17 protein-coding genes are annotated in these 12,851 nt (G+C 62.3%); 12 read left to right on the top strand and 5 right to left on the bottom strand.

What is annotated here, in order from left to right; genetic code table 11:
- The first annotated feature begins 6 nt into the window (after positions 1-6).
- The 9 genes from mobA to NKI38_RS20370 all read left to right on the top strand — a co-directional run bounded on the left by mobA (position 7) and on the right by NKI38_RS20370 (position 6,557).
- Entirely contained in the window at positions 7-633 is a 627-nt protein-coding gene (mobA, locus tag NKI38_RS20410) for a molybdenum cofactor guanylyltransferase MobA (protein WP_352659979.1), read from the top strand.
- On the top strand, positions 630-1,139 hold the full coding sequence (gene mobB / locus NKI38_RS20405) for a molybdopterin-guanine dinucleotide biosynthesis protein B (protein ID WP_352659978.1): 510 nt from the start codon (positions 630-632) through the stop codon (positions 1,137-1,139). Before mobA ends, mobB begins: the two co-directional genes overlap by 4 nt.
- A gap of 157 nt (positions 1,140-1,296) precedes the next feature.
- Positions 1,297-2,082, top strand: a complete 786-nt coding sequence (locus NKI38_RS20400; protein ID WP_352659977.1) for an ABC transporter substrate-binding protein — start codon at positions 1,297-1,299, stop codon at positions 2,080-2,082.
- Positions 2,083-2,161: 79 nt separating this feature from the next.
- Positions 2,162-2,881 (top strand): ABC transporter permease, encoded by a 720-nt coding sequence (locus NKI38_RS20395; RefSeq protein ID WP_352627737.1) that lies wholly within the window; start codon positions 2,162-2,164, stop codon positions 2,879-2,881.
- Positions 2,878-3,699 (top strand): ABC transporter permease, encoded by an 822-nt coding sequence (locus tag NKI38_RS20390; protein ID WP_352659975.1) that lies wholly within the window; start codon positions 2,878-2,880, stop codon positions 3,697-3,699. Before NKI38_RS20395 ends, NKI38_RS20390 begins: the two co-directional genes overlap by 4 nt.
- A gap of 113 nt (positions 3,700-3,812) precedes the next feature.
- Positions 3,813-4,682 carry an NAD(P)-dependent oxidoreductase gene (locus NKI38_RS20385; protein ID WP_352659973.1) on the top strand — a complete coding sequence of 290 codons (870 nt, stop codon included), beginning with the start codon at positions 3,813-3,815 and terminating at the stop codon, positions 4,680-4,682.
- Between the two features lie 9 nt (positions 4,683-4,691).
- The gene (locus NKI38_RS20380; RefSeq protein ID WP_352659972.1) at positions 4,692-5,396 is read left to right on the top strand and encodes a DNA alkylation repair protein; all 705 of its coding nucleotides are present in this window, start codon (positions 4,692-4,694) and stop codon (positions 5,394-5,396) included.
- A 25-nt stretch (positions 5,397-5,421) separates the two neighbouring features.
- Positions 5,422-5,940 (top strand): GNAT family N-acetyltransferase, encoded by a 519-nt coding sequence (locus NKI38_RS20375; protein ID WP_352659970.1) that lies wholly within the window; start codon positions 5,422-5,424, stop codon positions 5,938-5,940.
- 47 nt (positions 5,941-5,987) lie between these two features.
- A complete protein-coding gene (locus NKI38_RS20370) occupies positions 5,988-6,557 on the top strand; it encodes a DUF3299 domain-containing protein (RefSeq protein WP_352659969.1) in 570 nt (189 codons plus the stop codon).
- Positions 6,558-6,585: 28 nt separating this feature from the next.
- Here the strand turns inward: NKI38_RS20370 and NKI38_RS20365 are convergent, their stop codons facing one another.
- The 4 genes from NKI38_RS20365 to NKI38_RS20350 all read right to left on the bottom strand — a co-directional run bounded on the left by NKI38_RS20365 (position 6,586) and on the right by NKI38_RS20350 (position 9,079).
- Positions 6,586-7,077 carry an Lrp/AsnC family transcriptional regulator gene (locus NKI38_RS20365; protein WP_006205209.1) on the bottom strand — a complete coding sequence of 164 codons (492 nt, stop codon included), beginning with the start codon at positions 7,075-7,077 and terminating at the stop codon, positions 6,586-6,588.
- Between the two features lie 107 nt (positions 7,078-7,184).
- On the bottom strand, positions 7,185-7,802 hold the full coding sequence (locus NKI38_RS20360; RefSeq protein ID WP_352659967.1) for a uracil-DNA glycosylase family protein: 618 nt from the start codon (positions 7,800-7,802) through the stop codon (positions 7,185-7,187).
- 1 nt (position 7,803) lies between these two features.
- Positions 7,804-8,415: a glutathione S-transferase gene (locus NKI38_RS20355; protein ID WP_352659965.1), complete on the bottom strand. Its 612-nt coding sequence runs from the start codon at positions 8,413-8,415 to the stop codon at positions 7,804-7,806.
- Between the two features lie 43 nt (positions 8,416-8,458).
- Positions 8,459-9,079 (bottom strand): thermonuclease family protein, encoded by a 621-nt coding sequence (locus NKI38_RS20350; protein WP_352659963.1) that lies wholly within the window; start codon positions 9,077-9,079, stop codon positions 8,459-8,461.
- A gap of 75 nt (positions 9,080-9,154) precedes the next feature.
- Here NKI38_RS20350 and NKI38_RS20345 point away from each other — a divergent pair, with 75 nt between their 5' ends.
- The gene (locus NKI38_RS20345) at positions 9,155-10,675 is read left to right on the top strand and encodes a sensor histidine kinase (protein ID WP_352659962.1); all 1,521 of its coding nucleotides are present in this window, start codon (positions 9,155-9,157) and stop codon (positions 10,673-10,675) included.
- A gap of 32 nt (positions 10,676-10,707) precedes the next feature.
- On the opposite strand, the gene NKI38_RS20340 is transcribed toward NKI38_RS20345, so the two are convergent.
- Positions 10,708-11,706 (bottom strand): nicotinate-nucleotide--dimethylbenzimidazole phosphoribosyltransferase, encoded by a 999-nt coding sequence (locus tag NKI38_RS20340; RefSeq protein WP_352660009.1) that lies wholly within the window; start codon positions 11,704-11,706, stop codon positions 10,708-10,710.
- A 197-nt stretch (positions 11,707-11,903) separates the two neighbouring features.
- On the opposite strand from NKI38_RS20340, the gene NKI38_RS20335 reads away from it, so the two are divergent.
- Both NKI38_RS20335 and NKI38_RS20330 read left to right on the top strand, forming a co-directional pair.
- Entirely contained in the window at positions 11,904-12,137 is a 234-nt protein-coding gene (locus NKI38_RS20335; RefSeq protein ID WP_024503316.1) for a DUF1289 domain-containing protein, read from the top strand.
- 7 nt (positions 12,138-12,144) lie between these two features.
- The gene (locus tag NKI38_RS20330) at positions 12,145-12,849 is read left to right on the top strand and encodes a TIGR02281 family clan AA aspartic protease (RefSeq protein ID WP_352659961.1); all 705 of its coding nucleotides are present in this window, start codon (positions 12,145-12,147) and stop codon (positions 12,847-12,849) included.
- Positions 12,850-12,851 lie beyond the last annotated feature (2 nt).

Genomic DNA, 12,851 nt, shown 5'->3' with positions numbered 1-12,851 from the left:
GATGGCATGAAGCGAGATGTTGCGGGGATCATTCTGGCGGGCGGCCAGTCCAGACGGATGGGCGGTGGCGACAAGAGCCTGTTGCCGCTTGGCGGCGGCAGCGTGCTCGACCAGGTCGTCTCGCGCTTTGGCCCGCAGGTCGCCCTCCTCGCGCTCAGTGCCAACGGCGATCCCGCGCGGTTCTCGCGCTTTGGACTGCCGGTCCTTGCCGACACGGTGACCGGCTTTGCCGGGCCGCTGGCTGGAATCCTGACCGGCCTCGAATGGGCCGCGGCCAACACGGCCTGCAAGGCGATCGTCACCGCTGCCGGCGATACGCCCTTCCTGCCGCTGGATCTTGTCGAGCAACTGGCGGCGGCCTCCGATCGACATCCCGGTTCGATTGCCGTTGCTTGTTCGGCCGGCAAGCGGCACCCGACCTTCGCGCTCTGGCCAACGGATTGTCGCGGCGCCTTGCGGCGCTTTCTGGTCGATGAGGACAACAGGCGGGTTTCGGCTTTCATCGACCGGCACGGCTTTGTCGAAGTGGAATTCCCGGTTCCGCAGTCGGCGGGGGTCGACCCTTTCTTCAACATCAACGAGCCTGACGATCTTGTCTCTGCCGAGCGTCTGTTGCAGAGCATGAAGCCATGAACAGACGCGTCTTCGGCATCACCGGGTGGAAGAATTCCGGAAAGACGACTTTGACCGAAAAGCTGGTCGCCGAACTTGTCCGGCGCGGCTGGAAAGTGTCGACGGTGAAACATGCCCATCATGCTTTCGACATCGACAAGCCAGGCGCCGACAGCTTCCGCCATCGGCAGGCCGGCGCCACGGAAGTCGCGATCGTGTCGGGAACCCGCTGGGCGCTGATGCATGAGCTGCGCGGTGAGGACGAGCCGACGCTGGAGGTGATTCTATCACGGCTCGCGCCTTGCGATCTTGTGCTGGTCGAAGGCTACAAGCGCGAGGCCCACCGCAAGATCGAAACCCGCAGGCTGGACGCGAAGGACCGCACGCCGCTTTCGGCAGGTGATCCCAACATCGTTGCCGTCGCCGCCGATTTCGCGGCTGAGGGCGAGCGCCTGCCGGTGTTCGATCTCGACGATGCAAAGTCGATAGCCGACTTCATTGAGCGCACCACCGGGCTCGTTGCTTGAGCGCTGACGCAGCGGCAGAATAGCCTTGCCCATTTTTGCGGTTTTGCAGTTGCTTTTTTCTTTGAAAGAGTGGGAGTATCGCGCCAGCGGGCGGTCAAAAGCACCGCCCTACAGAGCCGTTTGGAACGACGGCCGGGACCATAAAGAGAGGACTATCATGCGTATTGCACTGCGTATCGCGCTCGCCGCTTCGGCCGCGCTGCTGACGCTCGGCGTAGCCCAGGCCCAGGAAAAGACCCTGCGGATCGGCACCGAAGGCGCCTACCCGCCATTCAACAACCTCACCGCCGACGGTAAGCTCGTCGGCTTCGACATCGACATCGCCAACGCGCTTTGTGATGAGATGAAGGTCAAGTGCACCTTCGTCGCCCAGGATTGGGACGGCATCATTCCCGCCCTTCAGGCCGGCAAGTTCGACGCCATCGTCGCCTCGATGTCGATCACACCCGAGCGGAAAGAGAAGGTCGACTTCTCGAACAAATACTACAACACGCCATCGGCGCTCGCAGTGCCGAAGGACAGCACGCTGAAGGGCGTGACCAAGGAAGATCTCGCCGGCAAGACCATCGGCGTCGCCACCACCACGACGCACTTCAACTATGCCTCGAAGACCTACACCGACAGCACCGTCAAGGGTTATCCGAGCAGCCCCGAGGAGCAGGCAGATCTCGCCAATGGTCGTCTCGACGCCATCCAGGACGATATCGTCGTGCTGCAGCAGTGGCTGGATTCGCCCGATGGCGCCTGCTGCAAGATTCTCGGCCAGCCGTCGCCGCAGCCGGTCGAGATATTCGGGCCGGGCGCCGGCATTGCCGTACGCAAGGGCGAGACTGACCTCGTCAACAAGCTCAATGCAGCCATCGACGCCATCCGCGCCAATGGAAAATACAAGGAAATCAACGACAAGTACTTCAAGTTCGACGTCTACGGCGCCGAGTCCTGATAAATTGGGTCAAGACGGCGGGGAATTTCCCCGCCGTCTTTCATTCGTCTCGGGAGCGCCGTGGAGATAAGACCTGTCGATGCCAGCCCAAAGCATATGGACACTTCTCAGTTGGGGACCCGATGGCTGGCTTGATGATATCGCCTATGGCGCACTGATCACCATTGCGCTCGCGCTTGCCACGCTGCCCATCGGACTGACGATCGGCTTTTTCATTGCACTCGCCAAGCAGTCCGAAGAGCCTTCGCTGCGCCTTGCCGCCAACATCTACACCACGGTGTTTCGCGGCCTGCCGGAGCTGGTGACGCTTTTCCTGTTCTTCTTCGGCATGCCGATCCTGCTGCAGCATCTCGTCAGATATTTCCGGCCGGACGCCACCATCGACGTCAACAGCTTCGTTGCCGGCATGATCGTGCTTGCACTGATCTTCTCGTCCTATGCCAGCGAGGTTTTCCTGTCGGCCTTCCGCGCCATTCCCAAAGGCCAGTATGAGGGCGGCTACGCCATCGGTCTTTCGAACTGGCTGACCATGCGCAAGGTGATCGTGCCGCAGCTGCTGCGCATCGCATTTCCCGGACTGGAGAACTGCTGGCTCAGCCTGCTCAAGGACACGTCGCTCGTGTCGGTCGTCGGCCTGGCCGAGACGCTGCGCAATGCCAGCATTGCCGCCCGCGTCACCAAGCACGCTTTCCTGTTCTTCGGCGTGGCCTCCCTGGTGTTTCTTGGCCTGGCTGTCGTGTCGTCCTTCGCCACCAGCGCAATTCTGCGCTCGCTCGGCCGGCGGGAGGCGCAGCGATGAGCGCCACAGCCACCGTGGTCGAACGGCCCCCACCACAGGCGCGGGGCTGGCCGCGCAGGCGTATCGCCGGTTATGCGCTGGTCTGCCTGTGGATTTTATTCGGCTTCGGCATCGTCAGCTATCTCTTCCTTGCCTGGAACGCCGATTTCTTCGCCAAATATGCGCCGGCCTATTTGCGAGGGCTTGGAGTAACGCTCTCGCTGGTTTCCATATCGATGGTGCTAGGCGCGATCTTGTCTGTGCCTGTCGCTTACGGGCGCATGTCCAGCAACCGGATCCTGTCCGCCCTCGCCTATTGCTACGTCTATTTCTTCCGCGGCACGCCGCTGCTGGTCCAAACCTATCTGGTCTACTACGGATTGGGCTCGTTCCGGGTCGAACTCCAGTCGGTCGGCCTCTGGGATTTTTTCAAGGATGCGTTCAACTGCGGCGTCTTCGCGTTCGCGCTCAACACCGCCGCCTACCAGGCGGAGATTTTGCGCGGCGCCATCGAGAGCGTGCCTCGTGGGCAGTGGGAAGGCGCCGCCTCGCTTGGCCTGCACAAATTGCAGACCTTGCGCAAGATCATCCTGCCGCAAGCACTGATCGTCGCCTTGCGGCCCTATGGCAATGAACTGATCCTGATGGTCAAGGCGTCCGCCATCGTCGCCATCATCACGGTCTATGATCTGATGGGCAATGCAAAGCTCGCCTTCGCCAACTCGTTCGACATTCAGGCCTATATCTGGGTCGCCCTCGTCTATCTGGTGATGGTCGAGATCTTGCGCCATGGCGTTGAATGGATCGAGCGCCGGATAACCATTCACCTGAAACGCTGACCGAATTTCAATTCGGCTGCACCAGTCGATCCGGCCATACGCGTCTTGACGAATTGAGCGCAGAGCCTAGAGCTTTCGCAGAAAATTCCGTTTCCATTCTGAAGGGCAGGCTCATGGCATCTGTTGCATTTCTCGGTCTTGGCGTGATGGGCTATCCGATGGCCGGGCACTTGAGGAACAAGGGTGGCCACGACGTCACCGTCTACAACCGCACCAAGGCCAAGGCCGAGCAATGGGTCGGCCAGCATGGCGGCAGTGTCGCCGCGACGCCGGCGGAGGCGGCCAAGGGCAAGGATTTTGTCTTTTCCTGTGTCGGCAATGACGACGATTTGCGCTCGGTGACGACGGGCGCGGACGGCGCCTTCCAGACGATGAAGAAAGGCTCGGTCTTCATCGACAACACCACGGCCTCGGCCGAGGTCGCACGCGAGTTGGCGGCGGCGGCGGAAGCCGGCGGCTTTTCGTTTCTCGACGCGCCGGTCTCCGGTGGCCAGGCCGGCGCCGAGAACGGCGTACTGACCGTCATGGTCGGTGGCGAGCAGGACGCTTTCGACAGGGCCAGGCCCGTCATCGACGCTTTTGCTCGCATGGTCGGCCTAATGGGGTCGGCCGGTGCTGGTCAGCTTACCAAGATGATCAACCAGATCACCATCGCTGGCCTCGTCCAGGGGCTGGCCGAAGGCATCCATTTCGGCAAGATGGCCGGGCTCGACATCGAGAAGGTGATCGAGGTCATCTCGAAAGGCGCGGCCGGTTCCTGGCAGATGGAGAACCGCCACAAGACGATGAATGCCGGCAAATATGATTTCGGCTTCGCAGTCGACTGGATGCGCAAGGACCTTGGCATCTGCCTGGCTGAAGCCGACCGTAACGGCGCCAAATTGCCGGTGACAGCACTTGTCGACCAGTTCTACAAGGATGTGCAGGCAATGGGCGGCAAGCGCTGGGATACGTCCTCGCTGCTGGCGCGCCTGGAGAAATAGGTTCCTGCGGTGGCAGAGCTCTCGCCTCAATCCAGTGCCGGAGAAATTGTCACTCATCTGCGCGCCATCGGCTCGCAGGAGAACCGCCTCGGCATGTTGCGCTACGGCATCAAGATCGAGCGCGCACTTGGCATTTCGCACGGCGTGCAGCGGCAGATTGCCAGGAAGATCAAACGCAACCACGAGCGCGCCTTCGAGCTGTGGGACACGGGCATCATGGAGGCGCAGTTCATCGCTTCCGTCACGGCTGACCCGCAGCGGTTTTCTGCTGAAGATGCAAGACGATGGGCGGCGTCTTTCGATTCCTGGGATATCGTCGACGGCGTCTCCGACCTCTTCGTCGACACCGACGCCTGGAAGGAATTGATCGAGGAGTTCGCGGCGGACGAGCGCGAGTTCGTCCGACGCACGGCCTTTGCCATGATGGCCTGGTCGGTCGTCCACCGTAAGAAAGAGCCCGTGGCGACCTTCCTGGACTTCCTTCCGATCATTGAGGCGCATGCCACCGACAGCCGCAATTTCGTGAAGAAGGCTGTAAACTGGGCGCTTCGTTCGATCGGAAAGCGCTCGATGGAGATGCACGGCGCCGCCCTTGCCATGGCGCAAAAGCTCGCTATGTCCCCAGACAAGACAGCGCGCTGGATCGGCAAGGACGCAGTGCGAGAACTGACCAATGCCAAGACGCTCGAGCGGATCGCCGCCAGAGAAGATTGACCTAGGCAAAGTCCGGTTCACCGTGGTGACGCGAAAGACGCGCGCCGATTTCGAGGGCCTCTTCGAAGCGCAGGGCGGTCCGAAATATTGCTGGTGTATGGCCTGGCGGCCTCTGCCCGGCCGCCGCGAGCATGTCCAGCACGCTGAGTTGAAGCGGGCCATGATGGCGCTTGTCGAGGCCGGTACGCCGGTCGGTATTCTTGCCGAACTCGCCGGCAAGACCGTCGGCTGGTGCTCGGTTGCGCCGCGCCAGACTTACCGCAAGCTGTCGCCTCAACAGGACGATGGCGAGAGCGGCATCTGGTCGATCGTCTGCTTCTATGTGCCGAGGGCGCTGCGCGGCGGCGGGCTGGCGGCAGCGCTGCTTGACGCTGCCATCGATCACGCCTTTGCCAAGGGCGCCAGCACGATCGAGGCCTATCCGGTCGACCAGGCATCGCCGAGCTACCGCTTCATGGGGTTTCGCGACATGTTCACCGCTCACGGGTTCCATGAGATCGGCATGGCCGGCTCTCGCAGACATGTGATGCGGCTCGAGCGTTGACGCCGTTGGCGGCGGCGTCTTTACTCCAGATTCAAAGGAGGCGGCCGATGAGCAACCATGTCAGATCAACCATAGTGCTCGCAGCTGCGTTGTTTGTGTCCGCGGTCGGTGATGCCTCAGCCGAGACCGCGCATATATTCTGGAAGGATTTGCGGCCTACGGCACAGGCGGCCGCTGAAAATGTCGGCCTGCCGATGATCGCGGCAAAATTGCCGGACCACGGCGAGACGCTGTCCCTCGATCTGCAGGACAAAAGCATTCAGTTGGCCGGCTACGCATTGCCCGTCGATCGCGACGGCGACCTTGTCTATCAGTTCCTGCTGGTGCCGTGGACGGGTGCGTGCAGCCACATGCCGACGCCGCCGCCCAACCAGATCGTTCTGGTCACGCCGTCTCACCCTTACAAGATGTCGGAGGCCTATCAGCCGGTCGCGGTCACAGGCGCGATGAAGCCGAACATGGAGAAGAGCCAGCTATTCATCCTCGATGGCGTCAGCGTCATCCAGTCGGGATACAGCGTCCGCAAGGCAGAGGTGGTGGCCGTCGACAGCGTGCCGGACGCCGTCACGCTGCCAGTAAACTCGCCCTGGAGTTTCCTCAACAAAAAGAAGAACTAAACGGGACAACCTTGCACGAGGGTCAAGCTCAGGCGGCGTTGGCGCCCGACTCCTTGTCCAGCACCATGTAGTCAAGCGGGATTTCGGTGGTGTACTTGATCTGCTCCATGGCGAAGGACGACGACACGTCGCGGATCTCGATCTTGGCAATCAGCCGCTTGTAGAAGGCGTCATAGGCGGCAATGTCGGGCACCACGACGCGCAGGAGATAATCGACGTCGCCGCTCATGCGGTAGAACTCGACCACCTCGGGAAACTCCTGGATGACTTCCGAGAAGCGCCTCAGCCACTCATGACTATGCGAATTGGTGCGGATCGACACGAAGACGGTGACGCGCACATTGACCTTTTCATGGTCGAGAATGGCGACGCGCCGCTTGATGACGCCCTCTTCCTCAAGCTTCTGGATGCGCCGCCAGCAAGGCGTCGTCGATAGCCCGACTTTCTTGGCGACGTCGGCGACCGCGAGTGTCGCGTCCTCCTGCAAAAGGCGGAGAATTTTTCTATCAAGGCGGTCCATTTTTGTCCCTCGGGGAATAGATTGGCTATAGTCCCCCTTATTTCGACCTTTCACAAGAAAGAAATTCTGCCAATTGATGGAAAAGCGAGTGATTTCTTGCTGAAAGATCAATCAAGGCGATAGCGGATTTCCGATCTCAGGAATGGCAGCAAATCCATTTCAAACCATGGATTCTTTTTCAGCCAGCCGCTGTTGCGCCACGACGGATGCGGCAGCGGCAGCACCTTGCGGCCAACGGAATTCTCCCAGATAGCGCGCCAGTCCATCACCGTTTCCGTCAACGAGGGCCGGCGTGCGGCACCCATGTGCCAGGACTGCGCATAGCTGCCAATCGTCAGCACAAGATCGATCCGTGGCATCAGAGCCATCAAAGGCGTGCGCCAAGCCGGCGCGCATTCGCGCCTCGGCGGCAGGTCTCCACCCTTGGCGTCCTGACCGGGAAAGCAAAAGCCCATCGGCACGATAGCGAATTTTTCGATGTCGTAGAATTCGTCGCTCGTCACGCCCAGCCAGCTGCGCAGGCGGTCGCCGGAGGCATCGGTGAATGGCATACCTGACAGATGTACCTTGGTCCCCGGCGCCTGGCTGGCGATCAGGATACGGGCGCTGGACGATGGCCGCAGCACCGGCCGCGGTTCATGCGGCAACGGCTTGCCGACGGGGTTTTCCACGCAGATGCGGCAAGCGCGAACCGTGGCGGTGAAGCTGTCGAGTTCGGCGGTCATGTCAGGCTGATGCGCTCGGTCGGCTGGAGACGGCCTGGTGCCAGCGCAACACATTTGCGCATTCATCCGGTACCTGGATGCGTGCCGGCTTCATGAAGTCGACGGCGATCAGGCCGGTGATGTCGGCGATCGAATAGCTGTCGCCGGCGATAAACTCCCGATTGCCCAGCTCGCCGTCCAGCAGCCTGAGGAACTGCACAGCCTTCGGCTTGTTGGCCTCGCCCCATTCGGGGATCTGCGGGATTTCCCATTCCTTCATGGCTGGATGGATGTGGCGGAAGGCCTGCGCCACGCAGGTGAGCAGATTGAATTCCATCCGTCGCTGCCACATCTCGACCTGCGCCTTGCCGAGTGCGCCACGCCCGAACAGGGCAGGTTCCGGATGCAGTTCCTCGAAATAGCGGCAGATGGCGACGGATTCGGTGATGATGGTGCCGTCGTCGAGCTCCAGCACCGGCAGGCGTTGCAAAGGGTTGCGAGAGCTGATCGCCTGCTGTTTGTGTTCCAGCGCACCCATGTCGACGGCTACCTGCGGAACCGTAATGCCTTTTTCGGCCAGGAAAACGCGGACCCGCCGTGGATTGGGCGCCCGGCCGCCGTCGAAGAGCTTCATCTCCATCCTCCTATTCGTTCTCGATCCAGTTACAGAATGGGCATCACCAGAATCGAAAAATCTCGCGCGCAGCGTCGCCGATCGACGCCAGTGTGCCGTGTTTTCTCTCGACGACTTCGCCGTGGTGGCTGTCGCGCCAGTCCTGCGGCTGGTCGAACGTACCTGCCCAGATGCCGGTTTTTCCCGCACGGGCGGTGGCTTCCTCGTTCTCGAAGTCGCCATAGGCAACCGCCCAGCCCGCCTCGACCTGCGCCCGATTGAGATCCTTGCCGCCGGCGGTGCAGTCTCCAAGCAACCGGCCATAGCGATCCCGCTGCCAGCCGGTACAGGAGACGGGCTTGCCGGCGATCAGGCGCACAAGCGACTGACGCGCAAGCGTGCCGCAGGGATAGTCGGCGCCATTCCTGCGGCAGGTCTGCGTATATTCCGGAGCATCGATGCCGCGCATGCGGATGCGCTCGGCACCAAGCGTGATCGAATCGCCGTCGTTGATGATCGCCACGCCTTGCGTCTTGCGTGTCTCCACTCGGTCGAGGCGGGCCGCCAGCAGGATCAGCAACCCGAGAATGATGACGGTAAGTCCGTAATCCACCAGCCTGCGCCACAGGCTTCTGGGTGGCGCGACGTATCGCCGGCGCGGCCTCGGCGACCAGGATCGGCTCATATGGCAAACGGTTGGTTAATCATTCGAACGTAGCTTAACACTTGGAAACCGCTGCTCGCATAAATTGAAGTTTTGATGCCCTTGCAACGCTCGAACACAGCGGACAAGTTCATTGTGGACCGCAGGAAACCTCATCGCAACAACGATGTGGCGCGCGCGGTGCGCAAGACGCGCGACCGTCTTTCGCAGCAGGCCGGCAATCCCGATTTCGATCGCGAACTGCTGAAGCTCCACGCCCGCGCAATGACAAGCGGCGCCATCGCCATCCCGCTTCTCATCCTGGTGATCGCGGCTGCCGGCCGGCTGGCCGGCGTCGGCAACGAGGTCGGGCTCTGGGCGCTGTTCACGCTGACCTGCTACACCATCGTCGCCTTCATGGCGCGGCGCATCGAGCGAACGGAAGCTTCCGAGCTTAACCCTTTGCAAACACGACGGGAATTCCTGATCGGACACTTCCTTTGCGGCCTCGGCTGGGCTTGGTTCGTCTGGCTTGGCTGCGGCGCCTGCGAGGTCGATCAATTCCAGTTGGTCAAGGCCGTGGTGATGCTGTTCGCCATGGCGGCGACCGCGGTGATGACTTCGTCACTGCGCGGAGCGCTGTTGGCGACGTTTGCAGCTCCCGTGGCGCTCTACGCCTATGTTGGGTTCAAACTATGGATGCCGGTTGAGGCGATCATGGCCGGGCTGCTTGTCGTGTCGCTGCCCTTCTTCGCCTATGTGGCCCGTCATCTCAACCGCTCGTCCCTCATGATGTTGTCGTTCCGCTCCGAAAAGGATGCGTTGGTCGCCGAACTTGAGACGGCGAAATCGATGTCGGACGAGGCGCGGCGCCGGGCGGAAGACGCCAATCTGGCAAAGTCGCGGTTCCTCGCCTCGATGAGCCACGAACTGCGCACGCCGCTCAACGCCATTCTCGGTTTTTCCGAGGTGATGTCGAACGAAGTGCTCGGGCCGATGAGCAATCCCACCTATCGCGACTACGCCCACGACGTGCACGAATCCGGCCAGCATCTGCTCGACCTGATCAACGAGATCCTCGACCTGTCGCGCATCGAGGCCGGCCGCTACCAGCTCAATGAAGAGCCGGTGATGCTGCTGAGCATCGTTGAGGACTGCTGCCACATGATGGAGCTGAGGGCGCGCAACAAGGATATCCGCGTCGTCCAGGATTTCGAGCATCAATTGCCGCGCATGTTCGCCGATGAGCGGGCGGTGCGGCAGATCACGCTCAATCTTCTGTCGAATGCCATCAAATTCACCGCCACCGGAGGTGAAATCCGTGTTCGCGTCGGCTGGACGGCGGGCGGCGGACAGTACATTTCGATCAAGGACAATGGACCGGGCATACCGGAAGACGAGATCCCGATCGTCCTTTCCGCCTTCGGCCAGGGCTCGATCGCCATCAAGAGCGCCGAGCAAGGCACCGGACTTGGCCTGCCGATCGTGCAAGGGCTGCTCGCCATGCATGGCGGTGAGTTCGAACTTCATTCCAAGCTGCGCGAAGGCACCGAGGCGATCGCCATCTTCCCGCTGAGCCGGGTGATGGAGGAACTGCCCGCGCTGCCGACGGCGGCGGTAGCAGCTCGGCGGCGGTAGTTGAAGTCGTTGAGATGCAGTGTGCCCGGTGCTTAGCCGCGCACCGCAGCAGCCATGCCCGAACTGGTCAGCGCGGCGGCTTTGACCAGACCCGCGGCAAGGGCCGCCCCTGCCCCTTCGCCATGGCTGATGCCAAAATCAAGCAATGGGCGCAGGCCGAGGCGTTCGGCGGCGCGGGCGTGTGCGGGCTCTGGCGACAGGCTGGCCAGCAGGCAATGGTCGAGCGCGGCGGGATTGGCGGCATGCAGCACCGCTGCGGCGGCCGTCGCGGCGAGCCCGTCGAGCAGCACTGGGATCTTCTGCATGCGGGCGGCAAGGATGGCGCCGGCAATCGCTGCGAACTCACGGCCGCCGACCCGGCGCAGCGCCTCGAGCGGGTCGCCGAGGTGGCCGGCGTGAAAGGCCAGCGCCGCATCGACCACGTCTGCCTTGCGTGCCTGCATCGCCGCATCGGCACCGGACCCCGAGCCGACCCAGTCGACGCCCCTGCCCCCGAACAGCGCCGCAAACAGGGCTGCAGCAACGGTAGAGTTGCCGACGCCGAGATCGCCGAGGCACAGCAGATCAGTACCGCCAGCGATCGCTTCCATGCCGAAGGCCATGGTGGCGGCACAGCCGCGCTCGTCGAGTGCGGCTTCCTCGGCGATATCGGCGGTCGGAATGTGCAGGGCAAGATCGAAAACCTTCAGCCCGAGATCGTTGGCAATGCAGATCTGGTTGATCGCAGCCCCGCCAGCCGCGCAAAGCTCGACCGCGTTGGCGGTCGCCGCTACCGGCCGTGGCGAAATGTCGTGCCTGACAATACCGTGATTGCCGGCAAAGACCGCCATCAGCGGTCTTGTCACCGCGGGAGGAGCCCGCCCGCTCCAGGCAGCCAGCCACGCGGCGATGTCCTCGATGCGGCCAAGCGAATTGCCTGATTTGTCGGCCTTGGCAAACAGCGTGCGCACACGGGCCTCGGCTGTCGTGTCGGCCGCCGGCAGATTGGCCAGCAGGTTGCGAAAATCATCGAAAGGCAGCGCGCTGGTCATCTCGTTGGCGATCATTCCCTGGAGTAGGTGAGCGGCATAGCCGCCTTGCGTCGTGGGCACAACCTCCTGGATCATGGTCCTGCATTTGGCGCAAAGCTGGCCGCGAAGGGCGCAATCGCGAGGGCTTGCATTGGCTTTGCCGTTGCACCATGTGGAGATGGAACAAGGGGTTCCGGCTGGAAACCCAAGAGAAAGTCATGACGGCCATCGAATCCCCGTGCATCCTGGTCTGTTCGATCGACATGAAAACCGGCTTCTGTTTCGGCTGCGGTCGCACGCGCGAGGAAATCGGCGCCTGGATCGGAATGACGCCGGAAACGCGCCGCAGCGTCATGGCCGAATTGCCGGCTCGGCTGGAAACGGTCGAACGCCGGCCGCGCCGGGAAACGCGTCGCACCCGCATGGCGCGCGAACGCGACGCGCTTTCGTGAGGCGCAGATGAGCCGGTTGTTCTGGATATTGATGGCCGCGATCGGGGTGGGAGCGGTACTGCTCATGCTCAACGATTCCGCCGGCAGCACGCTCGGCGTGGAGAACTATGATTTCAGCCGGCTGATCTGGCTCGGCGCCTTCGGTGCTTTGATCGGTGCTGGCCTGCTTCGCTCGGGCAGGCCCCTCGGCGCCATGGCTCGCAACCTCGGCGCCTGGGCGGCCATCGTGCTCGCGCTGATCGCCGGCTACCAGTATCGCTATGAGCTGCAGGATGTCGCCAGCCGCGTGACCGCGGGCCTTGTTCCCGGCAGCCCGCTTGCGCTCGGCGTCGAAGACGGTCACGCCACGGTGACGCTCGACAAGGCGAACAATGGCCATTTCGAAGCGCGCATCCTGGTCAACGGCAACCCGGTCCGAGCCGTGGTGGACACAGGCGCGACCAGCACCGTGCTGACGTCCGAAGACGCGCAAGCCGCCGGATTCAATCCGGCGGCGCTCAACTACACCATACCGGTTTCGACCGCCAACGGCGTGGCGCGCGCCGCGGCCGTGAAAACCGATCAGCTGGCGATCGGCGGTATCGTCCGCAGGGACATGCCGGTGATGATCGCTGCACCCGGCATGCTCAGCCAGAGCCTGCTCGGTATGAACTTCATTGGCTCGCTCTCGGGTTTCGACGTGCGCGGCGACCGCATGATCCTCAGGGACTGAAC

The organism is Mesorhizobium sp. M0621, assembly GCF_040320745.1.
Taxonomy (GTDB): Bacteria; Pseudomonadota; Alphaproteobacteria; order Rhizobiales; family Rhizobiaceae; genus Mesorhizobium.
This window is presented reverse-complemented; position numbering and strand designations above follow the sequence as displayed.

Bases quoted from the DNA above. Each gene is read 5' to 3' on its own strand.
- mobA (WP_352659979.1), top strand. From the start codon at position 7: ATGAAGCGAGATGTTGCGGGGATCATTCTGGCGGGCGGCCAGTCCAGA.
- mobB (WP_352659978.1), top strand. From the start codon at position 630: ATGAACAGACGCGTCTTCGGCATCACCGGGTGGAAGAATTCCGGAAAG.
- NKI38_RS20400 (WP_352659977.1), top strand. From the start codon at position 1,297: ATGCGTATTGCACTGCGTATCGCGCTCGCCGCTTCGGCCGCGCTGCTG.
- NKI38_RS20395 (WP_352627737.1), top strand. From the start codon at position 2,162: ATGCCAGCCCAAAGCATATGGACACTTCTCAGTTGGGGACCCGATGGC.
- NKI38_RS20390 (WP_352659975.1), top strand. From the start codon at position 2,878: ATGAGCGCCACAGCCACCGTGGTCGAACGGCCCCCACCACAGGCGCGG.
- NKI38_RS20385 (WP_352659973.1), top strand. From the start codon at position 3,813: ATGGCATCTGTTGCATTTCTCGGTCTTGGCGTGATGGGCTATCCGATG.
- NKI38_RS20370 (WP_352659969.1), top strand. From the start codon at position 5,988: ATGAGCAACCATGTCAGATCAACCATAGTGCTCGCAGCTGCGTTGTTT.
- NKI38_RS20365 (WP_006205209.1), bottom strand. From the start codon at position 7,077: ATGGACCGCCTTGATAGAAAAATTCTCCGCCTTTTGCAGGAGGACGCG.
- NKI38_RS20360 (WP_352659967.1), bottom strand. From the start codon at position 7,802: ATGACCGCCGAACTCGACAGCTTCACCGCCACGGTTCGCGCTTGCCGC.
- NKI38_RS20355 (WP_352659965.1), bottom strand. From the start codon at position 8,415: ATGAAGCTCTTCGACGGCGGCCGGGCGCCCAATCCACGGCGGGTCCGC.
- NKI38_RS20350 (WP_352659963.1), bottom strand. From the start codon at position 9,079: ATGAGCCGATCCTGGTCGCCGAGGCCGCGCCGGCGATACGTCGCGCCA.
- NKI38_RS20345 (WP_352659962.1), top strand. From the start codon at position 9,155: ATGCCCTTGCAACGCTCGAACACAGCGGACAAGTTCATTGTGGACCGC.
- NKI38_RS20340 (WP_352660009.1), bottom strand. From the start codon at position 11,706: ATGACCAGCGCGCTGCCTTTCGATGATTTTCGCAACCTGCTGGCCAAT.
- NKI38_RS20335 (WP_024503316.1), top strand. From the start codon at position 11,904: ATGACGGCCATCGAATCCCCGTGCATCCTGGTCTGTTCGATCGACATG.
- NKI38_RS20330 (WP_352659961.1), top strand. From the start codon at position 12,145: ATGAGCCGGTTGTTCTGGATATTGATGGCCGCGATCGGGGTGGGAGCG.